We start from the raw sequence: 21344 nt of genomic DNA on the forward strand, positions 1-21344 counted from the left end.
CTCTCCACGTGCAGGGTTGGTGTTGGTATTGCCGGGGCGATCAATGCGCCTCTAAAAGTGGATCGAGCGCGCGAACGTGCTCGACCTGCCAGCCAAGCGGTACCACATCGCCGACGGCGAGCGAGGGATCAAGCTCGGCAATTGGCTGTTTCACGAAGAAGTCGGTCTTGCCGCAGACTTCCATGCGAACCCGGACGTGGTCGCCCAGATAGATGAATTCCTCGACTCGCCCGGAGAAGCGGTTGACGCATTGGCCGCTGGAGCCGTTGAGGCTCACTCGCTCCGGACGAATGGACAGGGTCACCGGCTCGCCGGTCTGGCCAACGTTGACCGCCAAGGCTTCCACTTTCTCGCCGCGCCCGAGTTCCACAATGCAACGGTCGCCGGTTTGGCTGTGCAGGCGGCCATTGAGGCGGTTGTTCTCGCCGATGAAGTTGGCGACGAAGGTGTTTTTCGGCTCTTCGTAGAGGGTGCGCGGTGGAGCGATCTGCTGGATTTCGCCCTGATGGAACACCGCCACGCGGTCGGACATGGTCAAGGCTTCGCCCTGATCGTGGGTCACGTAGACCACAGTCACGCCCAGGCGCTGGTGCAGGTGCTTGATCTCCATCTGCATGTGTTCACGCAGCTGCTTGTCGAGTGCGCCGAGGGGTTCGTCCATCAGCACCAGTTGCGGCTCGAACACCAGCGCGCGGGCCAATGCCACACGCTGTTGCTGACCACCGGAGAGCTGCGCCGGGTAGCGCTGGGCGAAGGCATCGAGCTGGACCATGCTCAGCACGCGCTTGACCCGTGCACTGACGTCGCTCTTGTTCATGCCACGCACGGTCAGCGGGAACGCCAGGTTCTCGGCCACCGTCATGTGCGGGAACAGCGCGTAGTTCTGAAACACCATGCCGATGTCACGCTTGTGCGGCGGCACGTTGTTGATGGCGCGCCCGGCCAACAGGATTTCGCCCGCGGTCGGCGTTTCGAAGCCGGCGAGCATCATCAGGCTGGTGGTCTTGCCGGAGCCGGACGGCCCGAGCAATGTGAGGAATTCGCCCTTGCGAATGTCCAGGTTGAGGTCCTTGACGATCAGGTTCTCGCCGTCGTAGCTCTTCTGCACTCCACGAAAGCTGACCAGAACATCATTGACCCCTGCGCTTGAATCGACCTGGCTCATACCCACACCTTTGTTATTGATGACTGCTGTGGGGTTAAGCCTAGTGGACGCTGGGGACCGCGCAAATCGGGGCGCAAGAGAGATTCGCCTCAGCCGGATGGAAGGTTGGGGGTAGGGATTTCCCTACAAGGATGGCGGGGATGGATAGGGCAGCGGCACGCTTCAAGCTGCAAGCCGCAAGAATCGGCAAAGCCGCTGCAAAAACATGTCGCTTTTGGATATGCCGGTAATCGGATACTTGATGGAGATCCCTGTGGGAGCGAGCTTGCTCGCGATAGCGGCTGGTCATTCAGCATCGATGTTGAATGTGATGCTGCCATCGCGAGCAAGCTCCCACAGGTACAGCGGTGTGCTTTAGAGGAGCTTGTGTTCCATCGCGTACTTCACCAGTTCCGCTAGCGAGGTGATGTTGAGCTTCTGCATCAGCCGCGCCTTGTGGGTGCTGATGGTCTTGCTGCTCAGCGCCAGTTGCTGGGCGATGTCGTTCACGTTGGCGCCCTGGGCCAGGCGTTCGAACACGGAAAACTCGCGCTCGGAGAGCAACGAGTGCAATGGACGCGAGTCGGTAAGACCGACCTCGAAAACCATGCGGTCGGCCAGTTCCGGGTCGATGTAACGCCCGCCTGACGCCACTTTGCGAATGGCCGTCAGCAACAGTGCCGGGTCGCTGTCCTTGGTTGCATAACCGGCAGCCCCGACCTTCAGCGCCCGGGCGGCCATTTGCGCTTCATCGTGCATCGACAGCACCAGGATCGCCGGCGGATTGTTCAGGGCGCGAATCCGCGGAATCGCTTCCAGGCCGTTGACGCCCGGCATGGAGATGTCCAGCAACACCACTTCGCAGGGCACATGACGCAAGGTGTCGAGCAACTGCTCGCCATTGCTCGCCTCCCCCACCACCAGCAAGTCCTTGGCCAGACCGATCAACTGCTTGATGCCTTCGCGGACAATGGTGTGGTCTTCGGCTACCAGTACACGGATCACGTTCTTCTCCAGGTTCAAGATCATTCGCGAGCAGGCTCCCACATTTGGAATACGTCCCCTGTGGGAGCGAGCTTGCTCGCGAAGACATCAGCACAGACACCACAAATTCTTCAGGCTTCGTCCAGAGGCACGCGCACTTCTAACGTCGTACCCTCACCCGGCTCACTCTCCAGCGACAACTCGCCGCCCAGGATCAACACCCGCTCGCGCATGCCGACGATCCCAAAGGACGTTGGCCTGCCAGGCGCGGCGACAAATCCTACGCCATCATCGCTGACCGTCAGACACAATTCGTCGCCTTCAAGGGTCAGTGTCAGTTCAACAGTATGCGCCTGGGCGTGCCGCATGACATTGGTCAGCGCCTCCTGAAGGATTCGAAACAGGCCGATTGCCTTCGCATCGCTGAGTACTGGCAAATTGTCCGGCACCTGTACCAGACACGGGATCTGCGTGCGCGCCTCGAACCGGCGGGCCTGCCATTCAATGGCCGAGGCAATACCTGCGTCGAGAATCGGCGGTCGCAATGCCGTAGCCACATCACGGACCAGCTGAAACAATTGAGCGATCAAGCGCTTCATGCTGTTCAAGCGCTCGTTAAGACCGGGATCGAGCTGAGCGTACGCCAGTTCGCACATGGACGTTTCCAGCTTCAACACAGTGAGCATCTGCCCCAACTCGTCGTGAACTTCCCGGGCAATGCGCGCTTTTTCTTCTTCGCGCACGCTTTCCAGGTGCGCGGACAACTCACGCAATTGTTCCCGGGAGCTGGCCAGTTCAATTTCGATGCGCTTGCTCTCGCTGATGTCCCAGACGATCCCGTCCCAAACATAGGCGCCGTCTTCCAGCCGGCGGGTGATGGCCTTGATTTCCGCCCAACGCTGCTCGCCCTGACGCGTGAGGATTCGCCCCTGCCACGACCAGTCGCTGTCGGTATCCAGCGCATGATCCTGGGTCTGGTGATAGCTGACCTTGTCATCCGGATGCACGAGGCTGCGCAGGCCTTTATCGCGATGCGCCAGCGTGGCCGGCGAGTAACCCACCAGGCTTTCGCTGCCTTCGCTGATGTAGGCAAAGTCGATCTGACCGGTTACTGGCGCCCGCTCCAGCCGGAAAACCAGTCCCGGAACGTTGGCGGCGATGCCTTGCAGCCGCGCCTCGCTTTCCTGCAAGGCCGCCAGGGCGCGGCGCCGCTCGGTGACATCGTTGAGGTAAACCACCAGGTATTCGCCATCGCGAAAGCGCAGGAAACTCAACGAGACATCGGCCGGCAGGATGCTGCCATCAGCCCGCACGCAATTGGATTCGAAACTTTGCGGGCCCTCCTCACTGGCCCGGGCGCGCTTCCACAGGTTCAGCCAACGGTCCATGTGCAGGCCAGGCTCGAAATCGATAAGGGGCCGATCGATGATCCCTCCGGCGGGATAGCCCAGCATGCTTTCCGCTGCGCGGTTGGCGTAACGCACATGGCTGTCCCAGTTGACCCAGAGGATGCCGACAGTGCTCTGGTCAATGGAAAACTGGGTGAGCCGCAAGGCCTCTTCGCTGGCGGCACGCAAGGCAATGTCTTCCTGCGCGGCCAACAGGCGCTGCTCCAGGTTGTGCTGCTGGCGACGCTGCCAGACCACGATGGCCATGCAACTCATCGCCAGCACGGCCAGTAACAGGCAGAGGTTCTGCCAAAAACCCGGCGACTCGGTGAGCCGCGGATACTTGGGCTGCAGCCATTGATTGTGCAGTTGCTCCAGATCCTTGGCCGGGATCGCCCGCAATGCACTTTCGACAATGCCCGCCAGTTCCGGTTTGTCACGGAGCGTGGCCACCCGCAGCAACTGCGGCAGGCCGACATCCCCCACCACCACCAATCCGGCAAACTCCGGTTCGACCGACAAGCGTCCCAGTTGCGCCTCATCGACCACCGCATAAGTTGCCTGCTGGCCCGCCAATAATTGCAATGCCTGGCGCTCCATCGGTACGCCTTGCAGATTCAGGTGCGGGTAGTTGCTGCGCAGGTAATCGGCGATGGCACTGGGCATGCGCACGGCGACGCGGATCTGGCTGTCGAGTTTTTCCAGCTCGACCGCGCCAGCGCTTTTCTGATCGCTAACCACCAATTGCGGCACCCGCATGTAGGGGTCGGAAAACTGCCAGAGGCGCAGCCCGCCAGGGGTCTGGGTCAGCCCCGGAGCGATGTCGATTTCGCCCTCGCGGGCCGCAGCTTCCAATTGCTCAAGGTCGGGAAAGTTGCGCCAGCTCAGTTCGACATTGAGGTTTTTTGCGAGCCATTTCATCAACTCGACGTTCACCCCGGACAGGCGCTGCAAGCGGCGATCGTATTGCGCATAGGGCGCCTGCAACACCACGCCGACCCGCAACTCGCCCTGCTGCGCCAGCCAGTGCCGTTGCTCCGGGGACAGTTGGGCAGCGGGCGCCGGGGGCGCGGCGGCCGCCCAGCCCATCAAGGGAAACCACAAACAGCCGATAACCCACAGGCAGCGAAAAAGCATCATTGAACTCTCATACACTGACAAATACTGACCAACCCATTAGGCTGCCGGAACAACTTCTGGCCTGGAATACCCGATGCCCTCTGTCTACCGCCTGGCACTGCCAGCATTGTGCCTGTCGCTGATCCTGCCTTGCGCTTTTTCCGTCAAGGCGGCCGACCCGGCGCCCGCCGCGGAGGAAAAAACCGCCGAAGAAAAACCACTTGAACGTCAGCCGCTGCCTGAGCGTAGTCAGGAAGAAGCGACTGCACTTGAGCGAAAAATCCCGGCTCAGGAACAGCAACAATTGCAAGCAGGCCCCGACACCTTTCTGGCCTTGTGGAAACCGGCCAATACCGCCGAACCTAAAGGTGCGGTGATTATCATCCCGGGCGCCGGTGAAACCGTTGACTGGCCGCAAGCGATCGGCCCTTTGCGGCGCAAATTGCCGGATGCCGAGTGGAGCAGCCTGAGTATCACCTTGCCGGACCTGCAAAGCGACGCCATTGCGCCACGAATCGTGGAAGCAGCGCCGGCTCCCAAGCCCGCCGAAACCGGCAGTAAAGACTCAACCACCGCAGCCCCTATCGAACAGGTGGCCGGAGGCGAGGCCGATGTGGCCGACAAGGCCGTCACCGAAACCACCGAAGAACAGTCCAAGGCAGATGCCGAGCGCATCTTCGCCCGGATCGACGCCGCGATTGCATTCGCCGAACAGCAAAGCGCCCGCAGTATCGTGGTGTTGGGGCATGGCACCGGCGCTTATTGGGCGGCGCGCTATTTAAGCGAGAAGCAGCCTTCGCAAATCGAGCGTTTCCTCATGGTCGCTGCGCAGACACCTGCTCAAGCGAAACCCGAGCTGGATGAGCTGGCGCCGAATCTGAAACTGCCGACCGCCGACATCTTCTACATGGACAAGCCGCTGGATCGCAATGCGGCGCTAGCCCGTCTGCAGGCCAACAAACGGGTGAAAACGTCGGCATTCAGCCAGGTCGCGCTCAAGGCGTTGCCGGATACCAAAGCCGAACAGGAGCAACTGTTCCGTCGGGTCCGGGGTTGGTTGAATCCGCAGAACCCGGCGGGCTGACAGACCGAGGTGCCGTCATCGCGGGCAAGCCACGCTCCCACGGGTTTTATGCCGATCACAAAATTGCGGACGACATAAAACCTGTGGGAGCGAGCTTGCTCGCGATAGCGGTATCACTGGCGACGCAAATTTCCGGGCTAGCGAAAATCCCGCCGCTCCCGAATCAGCGTATAGGCGTTATGCAGTTCACGCGTTCGCTCGGTGGCCTCTCGCACCTGCGTCGCCGTCGCGCCACTGCCGGCAATCTTGTCCGGATGATGACGACTGAGCAGGCGCCGGTATGCACGCTTGATCTGCGCCGGTTCAGTGGTGGCCGACACCCCCAAAAGCCTCAACGCGTCCTGATAACTTGGCACACTGTTGCCCAATGGCCGTTTCTGCGGCTCATAGTCGTGGGCCAACGCCTGCACCTGATGGGGCGTCCAGCCCAGCCATTTGCCCCATTGGCCGATCAATTGACGTTCACTGCTGCCGGCACGACCATCGGCCCAGACCATTCGCCAGCAGGCGCGCAACACACCTTCTGCCGCATGGGGCTGGGCACTCAGGCGACGCAGATAACCGCGCAGGCGGTCATTGCCCGATTTGCCACGATTGAACGCGGCAATCGCCCGACGCTGGGCCGGCTCGGACATTTCCAGCGAGCGCATTTCCGCTCGGGCCTGCTGGATGTGGCCATCCACCACCCGCCCGTCGCACTTCGCCAGACGCCCCAGTAGCACGAAGAGCAACTCATCGTTGCGCAGCACCGGACGACCACCAAGCTTTTCCAGCAAATGCCCCCAACTCTGCAGGTGCAAGCGCCGGTCCAGCGCCTGCCCCAACAACGCGCCGAGCATGGCCCCCGGAATGCTGGCTATGGCAAAGCCTGCTCCGGCTCCGATCAGAGTCCCTGGCCACAGCATCTCAGCAGCTCGCTTCTATTAATGTTTCAACTTCGGCCAGACGCTCGTGAGTGCCGACATCGACCCAGTGCCCTCTCAATTGCTCGCCGGTCACCTGCCCATCAGCCATGGCCTTGCGCAACAGCGGAGCGAGCTTGAAGGCCCCCTCGGTGCAACCGTCGAACAACTGCGGATGCAGTACGGCGATACCGCTGTAGGTCAAGGTGCCAGCCCCTGGTTGACCTTCGAGCACCCGCGTTTCTACCAGGCTGAAGTCCCCGGCCGGATGATGGGGCGGGTTGCTGACCAGCACCAGGTGCGCCAGGCCGTTGATGGGTTGATGCAGCACGCTGAAGTCGTAATCGGTCCAAATGTCGCCGTTGACCACGACAAACGCTTCATCCCCCAACAATGGTAACGCGCGGAAAATTCCGCCGCCGGTTTCCAGGGGTTCACCTTCGGCCGAGTACTGAATGCTCACTCCATAACGCGAACCATCGCCCAGATAGTCTTCGATCTGCTGACCGAGCCAGGCGTGATTGATCACAATGTCGGTGAAGCCGGCGGCGGCCAGCGCTCGCAGGTGATACTCGATCAGCGGCACGCCGCCTGCACGAACCAGCGGTTTTGGCGTGGTCAGGGTCAGCGGGCGCATGCGCTCGCCTTTGCCCGCGGCCAGAATCATTGCCTTCATGCTTTCACTCCGGCACGCAGACTGGCCAGCAATACATCCAGCTCGGCCAGTTCAGGGCGGCGCGCGATCACCGCGTCTATGTACGCAAAGAAACGTGGCACATCACCCAGGTAACGCGGTTTGCCGTCGCGATGGCAGATGCGCGCAAAAATGCCGATGACTTTCAGGTGACGTTGCACGCCCATCAAGTCGCTGGCACGCAGGAAGTCCTCGAAGTCGGGCTGAACCGGAATCCCGAGGACACCCGCTTGCTGCCAGTAGCTTTCGAGCCAGGCGTGCACGCGTTCCTCAGGCCAACTGAGGAATGCGTCCTTGAACAGGCAGGTCACGTCGTAGGTCACCGGGCCATACACCGCATCCTGAAAGTCCAGCACACCGGGATTGGGCTCGCTGAGCATGAGGTTGCGCGGCATGTAGTCGCGATGCACCAGGACTTTTGGCTGTGCCAGGGCGCTGTCGATCAACAGTTCGCAGACCTGCTGCCAGAGCACTTGCTGCGCCGCGTCCAATTCGATGCCCAATTCGCGCTTCACGTACCACTCGGGGAACAGCTCCAGCTCGCGACGAAGCAAGGCCACGTCATAGCTCGGCAGAGGCGCAACCATAGGCAGCTGCTGGAAAGCCAGCAACGCTTGCAGGGCATCCTTGAACAAATCGTCGGCGTTTTCGCTTTCGATGACGTCCAGATAGGTCTTGTTGCCCAGGTCATTGAGCAAAAGAAAGCCGCGTTCGAGGTCTTCGGCATAAATTTTCGGCACATTTATTCCGGATTTCGCCAGCAAAAAGGCGATATCCACGAAGGGTTTGCAGTTTTCCTGGGGCGGCGGCGCGTCCATCACGATGAAACTTTTGTCACCGCCTTCCCAGCGGAAATACCGCCGAAAACTCGCGTCGCTGCTGGCCGCAGTCAACGTGGCCGGGGGTACGACGCCCCAGCCCTGCTCGGCAAAAAGGGTCGCCAATTGTTCATCGAGCCAAACTTTCAGGTGTTGCAAGCGTACATCTTGATCAGGCATTGCAAGGGTCTCCGACGGCGCTAGCCGTCAAGCGGGTCATGCTTTATTATCCAGCATCTTTTTCAGACCATCGAGAGGCGTGCGGCCCACACCGCGGGCAGATGGCACGCAGGAAGCCCGGACTAATAAGATGGCATTGAAATCCCCCGCGTTTCGTAAAAAATTTCCGTTGTTAGTTACCGGCAGTTTGCTGGTGCTGCAACCCCTTGCCACTTCCTACGTGGTCGCCGCGGAACAGTTTGACTGCTCAGTCTCTGCTTCGGGTTCCTGGGACTGTGCACCAAAGACGCCGGCGGCTGCATTGCCACCGCGTCCCGTCCATGACGGCAGTGCAGTTTCCGCCACTGGTGAAGCCCCGGCCGAAAACGGTTCCAGCGAAGACGCTGGCGCCAAGCCGGTGCTGGTCACCGAATCCAAAGGCCGTGGCCTGAAGTCGCGTAGCGCAGACTACAGTCACCTCGACTGGGTTCCCCGCGAGCAGCTTACCGCCGCACAATTGGCCGAAACCGGTCCTTATTGCTCCGGTTCCTATATCGAACCGATTCGTCCTGGCATGGATGACAAGACGGATAAAAGTGACGTTCCAACCTTTATCGGCGCAAAAGCCTCCCGCTATAAGCAGGATGAGCAAGTTGCGACCCTGGCCGGCGACGTTGTCATGCGTCAGGGCAGCATGCAGGTTGAAGCCGACGAAGCCAACCTGTACCAGGCCGAAAGCCGTGGCGAACTGAACGGCAACGTGCGCATTCGCGACAACGGTGCCCTTATCGTCGGCGACCACGCCGACGTGCAGCTCGACACCGGTGAAGCCAAGGTCGACAACGCCGAATACGTGATGCACAAATCCCGCATCCGCGGTAATGCGCTGTACGCCAAACGTGCCGAGAACGCGATCATCCGCCTCAAGGATGGTACGTACACCACGTGCGAACCGAACAGCAACGCCTGGCAGCTCAAGGGCAACAACATCACCCTGAACCCGGCCACCGGCTTCGGTACGGCGACCAACGTGACGCTGCGGGTCAAGGACATTCCGGTCCTGTACACGCCGTACATCTACTTCCCGATCGATGACCGTCGTCAGTCGGGCTTCCTGCCGCCGACCATCGGCACCGGCAGCGATACCGGCTTCATGCTGGTCACCCCGTACTACTTCAACCTGGCGCCAAACTACGACGCCACGTTGTACCCGCGCTACATGGAAAAGCACGGTTTGTTGATGGAAGGCGAATTCCGCTACCTGACCAAATCCAGCGAAGGCCAGTTCGGTGCGGCGTACCTCAACGACGAAAGCGACGAGCGCGACAAGCAGAGCGACGCCGAAAAAACCCGCTACATGTACAACTGGCAGCACAAGGGTGGTCTCGATTCACGAGTACTCACGCAAGTCGACTACACCAAGATCAGCGATCCGTATTACTTCCAGGATCTGCAGACCGACCAGATTGGCATCAAAAACAACGACTATGTGAACCAGCAGGGCTCCGTCACCTATCGTGGCGACAGCTATTCCGCTCGCGTGAATGCCCAGGCATACGAACTGGCGAGCGTATCGAACATTACGCCGTACGATCGCCTGCCGCAGCTCACCCTCGACGGTATGCTGCCTTATCATCCGGAAGGCCTGGACATCACGTACAACACCGAGCTCGTTCGGTTTGACCGGGATCTGCAGAGCGGAACATATTTTGATGAAGACGGTGTCGGCTCCCCCCGTCTTGATAACAACGTTCAAGGTCTGGCTCGCGCCAATGGCGACCGCCTGAACCTCGCGCCCGCCATCAGCCTGCCGATGAACACGACCTACGGTTTCCTGACACCGAAGCTCAAGTACCAGTACACCCAGTATCAACTGGACCTGGACAGCACCGGCAAAGGTCAGATTGCGAATCAGACCGCAGAACAGGACAGGCTCCTGGGAACATTCGACAGCAACCAGAACCGTGGCGTACCGATCGCCAGCATCGACAGCGGCCTGTACTTCGATCGTAATACCCAGTATTTCGGCAAGAACTACCGCCAGACCCTCGAGCCGCGCCTGTTCTACCTGTACGTGCCTGAGGTCGACCAGGAAGACATCCCGATATTCGATACCAGCGAATACACCTTCAACTATGCGTCGCTGTTCCGTGACAACCGCTTCTCCGGCTCCGACCGTGTCGGTGACGAGAACAAACTGTCCCTGGGTGTGACCAGCCGCTGGATCGAAGACAATGGCTTCGAACGTCAACGTCTCAGCGTCGGCCAGGCCTTGTACTTCAAGGACCGCGAAGTTCAGTTGCCGGGGATCGATGCAAAAACCCGCAAGGATACGCAAGCCAACGTGTCGCCTTACGCCCTGGAATATGAATATCGCTGGAACCGCGACTGGCGCACCACGGCCGATTACAACTGGGACCCGGACAGCCGCAGCCCTCGCTCGGGCAGCGCGATGTTCCATTACCAGCCTGAAGACAACCCGAACAAGGTCATCAACGCCGGCTATCGCTATCGCAATGACCAGGTCCGTTACGACCAGAACACCGGTCAATGGAGCGTTGGTGGCGGTGACTACGGCACCCCTGGCCAACCTGACTACGTGAAGGATTACTACAAGATCGTACAGCACGATTTCTCGGTGATCTGGCCGATCGTGCCGCAATGGAACGCCATCAGCCGTTGGCAGTATGACTACAACCGCAACCGTACCCTGGAAGCCTTCGGTGGCTTCGAGTACGACAACTGCTGCTGGAAACTGCGCCTGATCAACCGTTACTGGGTCGCTTATGACGAGTTCAGTCAGGAAGCACCGCAAAACGAAAAAGGCGACCATGGCGTCTTCCTCCAAATTGTTCTGAAGGGGCTCGGCGGCCTGACTGGCGCCAAGGTAGAGAGCTTCCTCGACAAAGGCATTCAAGGTTATCGTGAACGTGAAGACCAAGCTTTCTGATTGTCTGCGCCCGCTGATGCTGGGCGCGCTGTTCCTGAGTACGGCGGCGAGCGCCGCCGTACAGTCCATCGATAAAGTGGTGGCCATCGTCGACAACGACGTGGTCATGCAGAGCCAACTGGACCAACGCGTTCATGAAGTTCAGCAAACCATTGCCAAGCGTGGCTCTGCCGTGCCGCCGGCCAGCGTGCTGGAGCAGCAGGTACTTGAGCGCCTGATCGTCGAAAACCTGCAATTGCAGATCGGCGAGCGTTCCGGCATCCGCATTACCGATGAAGAGTTGAACCAGGCTGTCGGCACCATTGCCCAGCGCAACAACATGTCGGTCGAGCAGTTCCGCGCCGCCCTGACTCGCGACGGCCTGTCCTACGACGACGCACGTGAGCAGATTCGCCGCGAAATGGTCATCAGCCGTGTACGCCAGCGTCGGGTTGCCGAACGCATTCAGGTCTCCGAGCAGGAAGTGAAGAACTTCCTGGCGTCGGACCTGGGCAAAATGCAACTGTCTGAAGAGTTCCACCTGGCCAACATCCTGATTCCTACGCCGGAAAGCGCCAACTCCGACGCGATTCAGAGTGCAGCCAAACAGGCCGATGCGATTTACCAGCAGCTCAAACAAGGCGCTGACTTCAGTCAGTTGGCGATCGCCAAGTCCGCCAGCGAAACCGCACTCGAAGGTGGTGACATGGGCTGGCGTAAAGCCGCTCAATTGCCACCGCCGTTCGATCGCCTGTTGAGCACCATGCCGGTGGGCGATGTCACCCAGCCAATGCGCACCCCGGGTGGCTTCATCATCCTGAAGATCCTCGAAAAGCGTGGCGGCCAGACCCAGATGCGCGATGAAGTGCATGTGCGCCACATCCTGGTCAAACCGAGCCCGATCCGCGACGAAGCAAAAACCAAGGCCCTGGCTGACTCACTCTACAGCCGTATCGAGGCTGGCGAAGACTTCGGCGAGCTGGCGAAAAGCTACTCGGAAGACCCAGGTTCCGCCCTCAACGGCGGCGATCTAAACTGGATCGACCCGAACGCACTGGTGCCCGAGTTCCGCGAAGTAATGGCCAGGACCCCGCAAGGTCAGCTGTCCAAGCCGTTCCAGACTCAATACGGCTGGCATGTCCTGGAAGTCCTTGGCCGTCGCGCCACCGACAGCACCACACAGGCTCGCGAGCAGCAAGCAATGACCGTTTTGCGTAACCGCAAATACGACGAAGAGCTGCAAACCTGGCTGCGTCAGATCCGTGACGAAGCGTACGTGGAAATCAAACTCCCTGGCGCCGACCAGGCAGCGCAGTGAAACCCCAACGTTTCGCGCTGACACCCGGCGAACCGGCCGGCATAGGTCCCGACCTGTGCCTGCTGCTCGCCTCGCAAGCCCAGCCTCACCCCCTGATTGCCATTACCAGCCGCGACCTGCTCATTGAGCGGGCCGCGCAACTGGGCGTGGCTGTCGACTTGCTGCCGGTCACACCGGACAACTGGCCGGATGCACCCGCGCCAGCCAACAGCCTGTATGTCTGGGATACACCGCTCAACGCCAAGGTCACCGCCGGGCAACTGGACAAGGCCAACGCTGCCTTCGTACTGGAAACCCTGACCCGCGCCGGCCAAGGCTGCCTGAGCGGAGATTTCGCCGGCATGATTACCGCGCCGGTGCACAAAGGCGTGATCAACGAATCCGGCATCGCCTTTTCCGGGCACACCGAATTCCTCGCCGACCTGACCCACACCGCGCAAGTGGTGATGATGCTGGCCACACGCGGTTTACGCGTAGCCCTGGTGACCACTCACCTGCCCCTTCGCGAGATTGCCGATGCAATCACGCCGGAGCGTCTGGAGCGCGTCACGCGAATCCTGCACGCTGACCTGCAAAACAAGTTCGGCATCGCCCGGCCACGCATCCTGGTTTGCGGGCTCAACCCCCATGCCGGCGAAGGCGGACACCTGGGCCATGAAGAAATCGATATCATCGAACCCACATTAGAGCGCCTGCGCGGCGAGGGCATGGACCTTCGTGGCCCCTTGCCCGCCGACACTCTGTTTACCCCCAAATATCTGGAGCACTGCGATGCGGTGCTGGCGATGTACCACGACCAGGGTCTTCCTGTGCTGAAGTACAAAGGCTTCGGTGCGGCAGTCAACGTGACCCTCGGCCTGCCGATCATCCGCACATCGGTCGACCACGGCACAGCCCTGGACCTGGCCGGCAGCGGCAAGATCGACACCGGCAGCCTGCAAGTCGCCCTGGAAACCGCCTACCAGATGGCCGAGACCCGTTTATGACCGAGCATTACCAACACAAGGCGCGCAAACGCTTTGGCCAGAACTTTCTGCACGACGCCGGCGTTATCGACCGCATCCTGCGCTCCATTCATGCCAAGGCAGAAGATCGACTGCTGGAAATCGGCCCGGGCCAGGGCGCATTGACCCAAGGCCTGCTCAGCAGCGGCGCGCAACTCGATGTGGTGGAGCTGGACAAGGACCTGATCCCGATTCTCAACCAGCAGTTTGCCGGCAAGAACAACTTCAACCTGCATCAGGGTGATGCGCTGAAGTTCGACTTCAATAGCCTGAATGCCGCACCTGGCAGCCTGCGCGTGGTCGGCAACCTGCCGTACAACATCTCCACGCCGCTGATTTTTCACCTGCTGCACAACTCACACCTGATTCGCGACATGCACTTCATGCTGCAAAAGGAAGTGGTCGAGCGCCTGGCTGCCGGCCCAGGTGGTGGTGACTGGGGTCGCTTGTCGATCATGGTTCAGTACCACTGCCGGGTCGAGCACCTGTTCAACGTCGGCCCGGGCGCGTTCAACCCGCCGCCGAAAGTCGATTCGGCCATCGTGCGCCTGGTACCCCACACGGTACTGCCATACCCGGCCAAAGATCACCGCCTGCTGGAACGCGTAGTGCGCGAAGCTTTCAACCAGCGCCGCAAAACCCTGCGCAACACTCTCAAGCTGCTGCTGAGCAATGCCGAAATCGAAGCAGCCGGCGTCGATGGCAGCCTGCGTCCCGAGCAACTCGACCTGGCCGCGTTCGTGCGTCTGGCCGACAAACTCAGCGAACAAAAGCCTGCCACTGACTGACAGGCGATGAGCGCTATCGGGTAGGACGCCACTCTGGTCTACTACCCGATACTTGGCCTAGACTGAACTCCAACAGCTACGCCCCGCGTCCCGCTTCGTTTTTAAGGCCCCTTGCATGTCCGATCCTCGCTATCAGGTCGACGTCAGCGTCGTCACCCACTATCTGGCAGAACAATCGCAACCCGAGCACGACCGCTTTGCCTTCGCCTACACCATCACCGTGCAAAACAACGGTGAAATGCCCGCCAAACTGCTTTCACGGCACTGGGTCATCACCGATGGTGACGGGCATGTCGAAGAAGTGCGCGGCGCAGGCGTAGTCGGCCAGCAACCGTTGATCGCCCCTGGCAAGAGCCACACCTACAGCAGCGGCACGGTCATGACCACCAAGGTCGGCACCATGCAAGGCACCTATCAGATGCTGTCCGACGACGGTAAACATTTCGATGCCATCATCGCGCCCTTCCGCCTGGCGGTGCCCGGAGCCCTGCACTGATGGCAACGTACGCTGTCGGTGACCTGCAAGGCTGTCTTCAGGCCCTGCAATGCCTGCTCAAACAAGTAGCGTTCGACCCAAAACGCGATCATCTGTGGCTGGTGGGCGACCTGGTCAACCGCGGCCCGCAGTCGCTGGAAACCTTGCGCTTCCTCTACAGCATTCGCGATTCGCTGGTGTGCGTGCTCGGCAACCATGACCTGCACTTGCTGGCGGCCGGACGCAATATCGAACGCCTGAAGAAGGCCGACACCTTGCGCGAGATCATTGAAGCGCCCGATAGCGCTGAACTGCTCGAATGGCTGCGCCAGCAAAAACTCATGCACTACGACGAACAGCGCAACCTTGTACTGGTCCATGCTGGCATTCCACCGCAGTGGTCGCTGCGCAAGGCATTGAAGTGTGCCGCCGAAGTCGAGGCTGCCTTGCGTGACGACAACCTGTTGCCGCCCTACCTCGATGGCATGTACGGCAACGATCCGGCGAAATGGGACAACGACCTCAAAGGCGTGACGCGCCTGCGGGTGATCACCAACTATTTCACCCGCATGCGTTTCTGCACCGCCGAAGGCAAACTCGACCTCAAGAGCAAGGAAGGCCTCGATACCGCACCACCTGGCTACAAACCCTGGTTCCAGCACAAGGAACGCAAGACCAAGAATCTGAAAATCATTTTCGGTCACTGGGCAGCGCTGGAAGGCAACGTCGAAGAGCCGGGTATTTCGGCGCTCGATACAGGCTGTGTCTGGGGCGGCGCCCTGACCCTGATGAACGTCGACAGCTTTGAGCGCCTGTCCTGCAAATGCGACGAACACGGCCATGCCGTGCCGCCAGTCGCCTCATCCATTCCCCAAACATCGCCAGCCAGCGCACCGCGCTAGACTGCCCATTCAGCCGAGCCACAGGAGCCCGCCATGAGCGAATTCAAACGTATTCCCCCGGAACAGGCCCAGGCCCTGCGCGAACAAGGCGCAGTGGTGGTCGACGTCCGCGACCCGGCCACTTTTGCCGCCCTGCACATCGCAGGTTCCAAGCATCTGGACAACCATTCCCTGCACGCTTTCATCCAGGGTGCCGACCTCGATGCACCGACCGTGGTGGTCTGCTATCACGGCAATTCCAGCCAAGGCGCAGCCGCTTACCTGATCAGCCAGGGCTTCTCCGACGTCTACAGCATGGATGGCGGATTCGAGTTGTGGCGTACGACGTATCCTGCGGAAACGGCGCAAGGCACCACTGAATAATTTTTTTGTAACGTTGCAGGCCCCGGCTCCCGCGGGCTAGCGCGGTGGCAGACGAACGGTCTGCCACAACTAATTACGTATCTCGCCTTTACCTCCCGAATTCCCAACTATCCTTAAGCCCAGGCCATCCAAAACAGGGGAGAGCCGGTACACCGGCGCACGGGTCATCGGGAGTAGCTTTCGGAGTAGTCAGCTCCGGGAGAGTTCTGGGGGGTAAACAGCAATCGCCTGTTCGGTTGCTGCCAGCATCGACTGAGTGATCCGGCGTCGGCTCCACGTATCGAGCGAGGTGACGTCATGAGTATCTTTAGCCACTTCCAACAACGCTTCGAGTCCACACGCCAGGAAGAACTCTCTCTGCAAGAGTATCTTGAACTGTGCAAACAGGACCGCAGCGCCTACGCCTCCGCCGCCGAGCGTCTATTGCTGGCCATCGGCGAACCGGAACTGCTCGACACCTCGACCAACTCGAGACTGTCGCGCATCTTCTCCAACAAGGTCATCCGCCGCTATCCGGCCTTTGAAGACTTCCACGGGATGGAAGAATGCATCGACCAGATCGTGTCGTATTTCCGCCATGCCGCTCAGGGCCTGGAAGAGAAGAAACAGATCCTGTACCTGCTCGGCCCTGTCGGTGGCGGTAAATCGTCCCTGGCCGAGAAGCTCAAGCAACTGATAGAAAAAGTGCCCTTCTATGCAATCAAGGGCTCGCCGGTTTTCGAGTCGCCCCTGGGTCTTTTCAACGCCACCGAAGATGGCGCGATCCTCGAGGAAGACTTTGGTATTCCACGGCGCTACCTCAACACCATCATGTCGCCATGGGCGACCAAACGCCTGGCCGAATTCGGTGGCGACATCAGTCAGTTCCGCGTGGTCAAACTCTACCCGTCGATCCTCAACCAGGTCGCCGTGGCCAAGACCGAACCTGGCGACGAAAACAACCAAGACATCTCGGCACTGGTGGGCAAGGTCGATATCCGTAAACTGGAGGAATTCCCGCAAAACGACGCCGACGCCTACAGCTACTCGGGGGCCCTGTGCCGGGCCAACCAGGGCCTGATGGAATTCGTCGAAATGTTCAAGGCACCGATCAAGGTGCTGCACCCACTGCTGACCGCCACCCAGGAAGGCAACTACAACAGTACCGAAGGCCTCGGCGCAATTCCGTTCACCGGGATCCTGCTGGCGCACTCCAACGAATCGGAGTGGCACACCTTCCGCAACAACAAGAACAACGAAGCCTTCATCGACCGGATCTACATCGTCAAAGTGCCGTACTGCCTGCGGGTCAGTGACGAAGTGAAGATCTACGACAAGCTGCTGTTCAACAGCTCGCTGGCCAAGGCGCATTGCGCGCCGGATACCCTGAAGATGCTGGCCCAGTTCACCGTGCTCTCGCGTCTCAAGGAGCCGGAAAACTCCAATATCTACTCGAAGATGCGCGTGTACGACGGCGAGAACCTCAAGGACACCGATCCGAAAGCCAAGTCGATCCAGGAATACCGCGACAATGCGGGCGTCGACGAAGGCATGAACGGTCTGTCGACCCGCTTCGCGTTCAAGATCCTGTCGAAGGTGTTCAACTTCGACCCGCACGAAATTGCCGCCAACCCGGTGCACCTGCTCTACGTGCTGGAACAACAGATCGAGCAGGAACAGTTCCAGGCCGAGACCCGCGAACGCTATCTGCGCTTCCTCAAGGAGTACCTGGCACCGCGCTACATCGAATTCATCGGCAAGGAGATCCAGACCGCCTACCTCGAGTCCTACAGCGAGTACGGCCAGAACATCTTCGATCGTTATGTGCTGTACGCCGACTTCTGGATCCAGGACCAGGAATACCGCGACCCGGAAACCGGCGAGATCCTCAACCGAGTAGCGTTGAACGAAGAACTGGAGAAAATCGAAAAACCCGCCGGCATCAGCAATCCGAAGGATTTCCGCAACGAAATCGTCAACTTCGTACTGCGCGCCCGGGCCAACAACAACGGCAAGAACCCGACCTGGCTCAGCTACGAAAAACTGCGGGTGGTCATCGAGAAGAAAATGTTCTCCAACACCGAAGACCTGCTGCCGGTCATCAGCTTCAATGCCAAGGCCAGCAAAGAAGACCAGCAGAAGCACAACGACTTCGTCACACGGATGGTCGAGCGCGGCTACACCGACAAACAGGTACGACTGCTGTCCGAGTGGTACCTGCGGGTCAGAAAATCACAGTAACCCGCTGCCGGTCAGACCGGTTGTCGTCAGCCAGAGGCCTGTGTACGCGTTTTCTGTTACACAGACCTCTGGAAGGTGTTCGAAAGTCGGTAGCGAGGTACAGGCAGCATCCAAAAGCGCTTGGGGGAGCGTGAACATCCCTTGGCACCGGTCCGATGCTGCATAACCGCTCGCCCCTTTCAGGACAGCTTCTAAGGAGCAGTCATGAGCTATGTGATCGACCGACGTCTCAATGGCAAGAACAAGAGCACGGTGAACCGCCAGCGTTTTCTGCGGCGCTACCGTGATCACATCAAGAAGGCTGTCGAAGAGGCGGTCAGCCGGCGCTCCATTACCGATATGGAACACGGCGAACAAATCAGCATTCCCGGCCGCGACATCGACGAGCCGGTGCTTCATCACGGTCGCGGTGGCAAGCAGACGGTCGTGCACCCGGGCAACAAGGAATTCACCAGCGGCGAACATATCGCCCGCCCACCGGGAGGCGGTGGCGGCCGAGGCCCCGGCAAGGCGGGCAATTCCGGCGAGGGGATGGACGAATTCGTCTTCCAGATTACCCAGGAAGAGTTCCTCGAGTTCATGTTCGAGGACCTCGAACTGCCCAACCTGGTCAAACGCAACCTGACCGGCACCGACACCTTCAAGACCGTGCGCGCCGGGATCAGCAACGAGGGCAACCCGTCGCGGATCAACATCATCCGCACCCTGCGCTCAGCCCACGCCCGGCGCATCGCCCTGTCCGGCAGCAGCCGCGCAAAACTGCGTGAAGCCAAGGAAGAACTTCTGCGACTCAAGCAAGAAGAACCGGACAACTTCGGCGATATCCAGGAAATCGAAGCAGAAATCGAAAAACTCAGCGCGCGCATTCACCGTATACCGTTTCTCGACACCTTCGACCTCAAGTACAACCTGCTCATCAAACAACCCAACCCCAGCTCCAAGGCCGTGATGTTCTGCCTGATGGACGTGTCCGGCTCGATGACCCAGGCGACCAAAGACATCGCCAAGCGCTTCTTTATCCTGCTGTACCTGTTTCTCAAGCGTAACTACGACAAGATCGACGTCGTGTTCATCCGCCACCACACCAGCGCCCGCGAAGTGGATGAAGAGGAGTTTTTCTACTCCCGGGAGACCGGCGGCACCATCGTCTCCAGCGCCTTGAAACTGATGCAGGAGATCATGGCCGAGCGTTATCCAAGCAACGAGTGGAACATCTACGCCGCCCAGGCCTCAGACGGTGACAACTGGAACGACGACTCTCCGATCTGCCGCGACATCCTGATCAACCAGATAATGCCATTCGTGCAGTACTACACTTACGTTGAGATCACCCCGCGCGAGCACCAGGCCCTGTGGTTCGAGTACGAGCGCATCGCCGAAGCCTTTTCCGATACATTTGCCCAGCAACAACTGGTCTCGGCCGGGGATATCTATCCGGTCTTCCGTGAACTCTTCCAGCGCAGGTTAGTGACATGACCGCCAAAGAGCAGAAACGCCAACCCATTTCCACCGGCTCCGAATGGACTTTCGAGCTGATCCAGGCCTACGACCGCGAAATCAGTCGTATTGCGGCCGGTTACGCACTCGATACGTATCCCAACCAGATCGAAGTGATCACCGCCGAACAGATGATGGACGCCTACGCCTCGGTCGGTATGCCGCTGGGTTATCACCACTGGTCCTATGGCAAGCACTTCCTCAGCACCGAAAAGTCCTACACTCGCGGCCAGATGGGGCTAGCGTACGAAATCGTGATCAACTCCGACCCATGCATCGCTTACCTGATGGAAGAAAACACCATCTGCATGCAAGCGCTGGTGGTGGCCCATGCCTGCTACGGGCACAACAGCTTTTTCAAAGGCAACTACCTGTTCCGCACCTGGACCGACGCCAGTTCGATCATCGATTACCTGGTGTTTGCCAAGCAGTACATCATGCAGTGCGAAGAACGCCACGGCATCGACGCGGTCGAGGATCTGCTCGACTCCTGCCATGCGCTGATGAACTATGGTGTCGACCGTTACAAACGCCCTTATCCGATCTCCGCGGAGGAAGAACGTCGCCGGCAAAAGGACCGGGAAGAGCATTTACAGAAACAGATCAACGATCTGTGGCGCACCATTCCCAAGGGAGCGGACAAGTACAGCGACAAGGACAATGCACGCTTCCCCGCCGAACCCCAGGAAAACATCCTGTACTTCATCGAAAAACATGCGCCGCTGCTGGAGCCATGGCAGCGGGAAATCGTGCGTATCGTGCGCAAGATCGCCCAGTATTTTTATCCACAGCGTCAGACCCAGGTCATGAACGAGGGTTGGGCCACGTTCTGGCACTACACACTGATGAATGACCTGTACGACGAAGGCCTGGTCACCGACGGCTTCATGATGGAGTTCCTGACGTCCCACACCAGCGTGGTGTTCCAGCCTGGCTTCGATAGCCCCTACTACAGCGGCATCAACCCCTACGCCCTGGGGTTTGCCATGTACCGCGACATCCGCCGCATGTGCGAAGAACCTACGGAAGAAGATCGCCGCTGGTTCCCTGACATTGCCGGTACCGATTGGCTGGCAGCCATCAAGTTCGCCATGAGCAGCTTCAAGGATGAGAGCTTCATCCTTCAGTACCTGTCGCCCAAGGTGATCCGCGATCTGAAGCTGTTCAGCATTCTCGATGACGACCAGAAGGACGACCTGCTGGTGCCCGCCATTCACGACGAAGGTGGCTACCGCATCATCCGGGAAACCCTCGCGGCACAGTACAACCTGGGCAATCGCGAGCCCAACGTGCAGATCTACAGCATCGACCGTCGCGGTGACCGCTCCCTGACCCTGCGTCACCAGCAGCACGACCGCAAACCGCTGGGGGACTCGACCGAAGAAGTGCTCAAACACCTGCACCGCCTCTGGGGCTTCGACATTCACCTGGAAACCCTGCAAGGCGATCAGGTCATGAAAACCCACCACGTGCCGCCCAGAAGCGAGCACAGCGAAGGTGATTACGGCCGCCTGGACCTGGCCGTCATCCATCTTTGATCCGGTTCATGCCTCCGA

At 59.7% G+C, this 21344-nt stretch carries 17 protein-coding genes; 11 read left to right on the forward strand and 6 right to left on the reverse strand.

The genetic code is table 11. From position 1 onward, the window contains the following. Positions 1 to 40 precede the first annotated feature (40 nt). From AC3WTM_RS20430 to AC3WTM_RS20440, 3 genes are all read right to left on the reverse strand, one after another. Positions 41 to 1165 (reverse strand): ABC transporter ATP-binding protein, encoded by a 1125-nt coding sequence (locus AC3WTM_RS20430; protein WP_102670880.1) that lies wholly within the window; start codon positions 1163 to 1165, stop codon positions 41 to 43. Between the two features lie 354 nt (positions 1166 to 1519). After that, a complete protein-coding gene (locus tag AC3WTM_RS20435) occupies positions 1520 to 2173 on the reverse strand; it encodes a response regulator (RefSeq protein WP_007993216.1) in 654 nt (217 codons plus the stop codon). A gap of 86 nt (positions 2174 to 2259) precedes the next feature. Beyond that, positions 2260 to 4656 carry a PAS domain-containing sensor histidine kinase gene (locus tag AC3WTM_RS20440; protein WP_102670879.1) on the reverse strand — a complete coding sequence of 799 codons (2397 nt, stop codon included), beginning with the start codon at positions 4654 to 4656 and terminating at the stop codon, positions 2260 to 2262. Between the two features lie 73 nt (positions 4657 to 4729). Between AC3WTM_RS20440 and AC3WTM_RS20445 the strand changes: the two genes are divergently transcribed. Next, positions 4730 to 5719, forward strand: coding sequence for an alpha/beta hydrolase family protein (locus AC3WTM_RS20445; protein WP_102670878.1), 990 nt, complete (start codon positions 4730 to 4732; stop codon positions 5717 to 5719). A gap of 137 nt (positions 5720 to 5856) precedes the next feature. On the opposite strand, the gene AC3WTM_RS20450 is transcribed toward AC3WTM_RS20445, so the two are convergent. From AC3WTM_RS20450 to AC3WTM_RS20460, 3 genes are read right to left on the reverse strand one after another with little or no spacing between them, the layout of a single operon-like run. Next, positions 5857 to 6624 (reverse strand): TerB family tellurite resistance protein, encoded by a 768-nt coding sequence (locus AC3WTM_RS20450; RefSeq protein ID WP_057713077.1) that lies wholly within the window; start codon positions 6622 to 6624, stop codon positions 5857 to 5859. A 1-nt stretch (position 6625) separates the two neighbouring features. After that, a complete protein-coding gene (gene murU / locus AC3WTM_RS20455; RefSeq protein WP_102670877.1) occupies positions 6626 to 7297 on the reverse strand; it encodes an N-acetylmuramate alpha-1-phosphate uridylyltransferase MurU in 672 nt (223 codons plus the stop codon). After that, complete coding sequence (locus AC3WTM_RS20460) at positions 7294 to 8313, reverse strand: aminoglycoside phosphotransferase family protein (protein WP_102670876.1); 1020 nt, start codon at positions 8311 to 8313, stop codon at positions 7294 to 7296. The genes murU and AC3WTM_RS20460 overlap by 4 nt, the downstream gene beginning before the upstream one ends. Before the next feature lie 130 nt (positions 8314 to 8443). On the opposite strand from AC3WTM_RS20460, the gene AC3WTM_RS20465 reads away from it, so the two are divergent. From AC3WTM_RS20465 to AC3WTM_RS20510, 10 genes are all read left to right on the forward strand, one after another. Beyond that, positions 8444 to 11242, forward strand: a complete 2799-nt coding sequence (locus tag AC3WTM_RS20465) for an LPS-assembly protein LptD (protein ID WP_102670875.1) — start codon at positions 8444 to 8446, stop codon at positions 11240 to 11242. Next, positions 11223 to 12539, forward strand: coding sequence for a peptidylprolyl isomerase SurA (gene surA, locus AC3WTM_RS20470; RefSeq protein ID WP_146023712.1), 1317 nt, complete (start codon positions 11223 to 11225; stop codon positions 12537 to 12539). The genes AC3WTM_RS20465 and surA overlap by 20 nt, the downstream gene beginning before the upstream one ends. Then, positions 12536 to 13525, forward strand: a complete 990-nt coding sequence (gene pdxA / locus AC3WTM_RS20475; RefSeq protein ID WP_085716521.1) for a 4-hydroxythreonine-4-phosphate dehydrogenase PdxA — start codon at positions 12536 to 12538, stop codon at positions 13523 to 13525. Before surA ends, pdxA begins: the two co-directional genes overlap by 4 nt. Next, a complete protein-coding gene (rsmA, locus tag AC3WTM_RS20480; protein ID WP_102670874.1) occupies positions 13522 to 14331 on the forward strand; it encodes a 16S rRNA (adenine(1518)-N(6)/adenine(1519)-N(6))-dimethyltransferase RsmA in 810 nt (269 codons plus the stop codon). Before pdxA ends, rsmA begins: the two co-directional genes overlap by 4 nt. Positions 14332 to 14446: 115 nt before the next feature. After that, the gene (gene apaG / locus AC3WTM_RS20485) at positions 14447 to 14827 is read left to right on the forward strand and encodes a Co2+/Mg2+ efflux protein ApaG (protein ID WP_102670873.1); all 381 of its coding nucleotides are present in this window, start codon (positions 14447 to 14449) and stop codon (positions 14825 to 14827) included. Then, on the forward strand, positions 14827 to 15708 hold the full coding sequence (locus AC3WTM_RS20490) for a symmetrical bis(5'-nucleosyl)-tetraphosphatase (RefSeq protein WP_102670872.1): 882 nt from the start codon (positions 14827 to 14829) through the stop codon (positions 15706 to 15708). The genes apaG and AC3WTM_RS20490 overlap by 1 nt, the downstream gene beginning before the upstream one ends. 33 nt (positions 15709 to 15741) lie before the next feature. Then, positions 15742 to 16071, forward strand: a complete 330-nt coding sequence (gene glpE, locus AC3WTM_RS20495) for a thiosulfate sulfurtransferase GlpE (protein ID WP_008051614.1) — start codon at positions 15742 to 15744, stop codon at positions 16069 to 16071. 297 nt (positions 16072 to 16368) lie between these two features. Next, positions 16369 to 18291, forward strand: a complete 1923-nt coding sequence (locus AC3WTM_RS20500) for a PrkA family serine protein kinase (RefSeq protein ID WP_057713069.1) — start codon at positions 16369 to 16371, stop codon at positions 18289 to 18291. Between the two features lie 204 nt (positions 18292 to 18495). Further along, positions 18496 to 19767, forward strand: a complete 1272-nt coding sequence (locus AC3WTM_RS20505) for a YeaH/YhbH family protein (protein WP_057713068.1) — start codon at positions 18496 to 18498, stop codon at positions 19765 to 19767. After that, the gene (locus tag AC3WTM_RS20510; RefSeq protein WP_057713067.1) at positions 19764 to 21326 is read left to right on the forward strand and encodes a SpoVR family protein; all 1563 of its coding nucleotides are present in this window, start codon (positions 19764 to 19766) and stop codon (positions 21324 to 21326) included. The genes AC3WTM_RS20505 and AC3WTM_RS20510 overlap by 4 nt, the downstream gene beginning before the upstream one ends. Positions 21327 to 21344: the final 18 nt, after the last annotated feature.

The organism is Pseudomonas sp. EU05-FHT14B02, assembly GCF_058791055.1.

Coding starts and splice junctions, on each gene's coding strand:
- AC3WTM_RS20505 (WP_057713068.1), top strand. CDS start 18,496: ATGAGCTATGTGATCGACCGACGTCTCAATGGCAAGAACAAGAGCACG.
- rsmA (WP_102670874.1), top strand. CDS start 13,522: ATGACCGAGCATTACCAACACAAGGCGCGCAAACGCTTTGGCCAGAAC.
- AC3WTM_RS20490 (WP_102670872.1), top strand. CDS start 14,827: ATGGCAACGTACGCTGTCGGTGACCTGCAAGGCTGTCTTCAGGCCCTG.
- AC3WTM_RS20445 (WP_102670878.1), top strand. CDS start 4,730: ATGCCCTCTGTCTACCGCCTGGCACTGCCAGCATTGTGCCTGTCGCTG.
- AC3WTM_RS20450 (WP_057713077.1), bottom strand. CDS start 6,624: ATGCTGTGGCCAGGGACTCTGATCGGAGCCGGAGCAGGCTTTGCCATA.
- AC3WTM_RS20430 (WP_102670880.1), bottom strand. CDS start 1,165: ATGAGCCAGGTCGATTCAAGCGCAGGGGTCAATGATGTTCTGGTCAGC.
- murU (WP_102670877.1), bottom strand. CDS start 7,297: ATGAAGGCAATGATTCTGGCCGCGGGCAAAGGCGAGCGCATGCGCCCG.
- AC3WTM_RS20510 (WP_057713067.1), top strand. CDS start 19,764: ATGACCGCCAAAGAGCAGAAACGCCAACCCATTTCCACCGGCTCCGAA.
- AC3WTM_RS20465 (WP_102670875.1), top strand. CDS start 8,444: ATGGCATTGAAATCCCCCGCGTTTCGTAAAAAATTTCCGTTGTTAGTT.
- AC3WTM_RS20500 (WP_057713069.1), top strand. CDS start 16,369: ATGAGTATCTTTAGCCACTTCCAACAACGCTTCGAGTCCACACGCCAG.
- glpE (WP_008051614.1), top strand. CDS start 15,742: ATGAGCGAATTCAAACGTATTCCCCCGGAACAGGCCCAGGCCCTGCGC.
- AC3WTM_RS20440 (WP_102670879.1), bottom strand. CDS start 4,656: ATGATGCTTTTTCGCTGCCTGTGGGTTATCGGCTGTTTGTGGTTTCCC.
- AC3WTM_RS20435 (WP_007993216.1), bottom strand. CDS start 2,173: ATGATCTTGAACCTGGAGAAGAACGTGATCCGTGTACTGGTAGCCGAA.
- apaG (WP_102670873.1), top strand. CDS start 14,447: ATGTCCGATCCTCGCTATCAGGTCGACGTCAGCGTCGTCACCCACTAT.
- AC3WTM_RS20460 (WP_102670876.1), bottom strand. CDS start 8,313: ATGCCTGATCAAGATGTACGCTTGCAACACCTGAAAGTTTGGCTCGAT.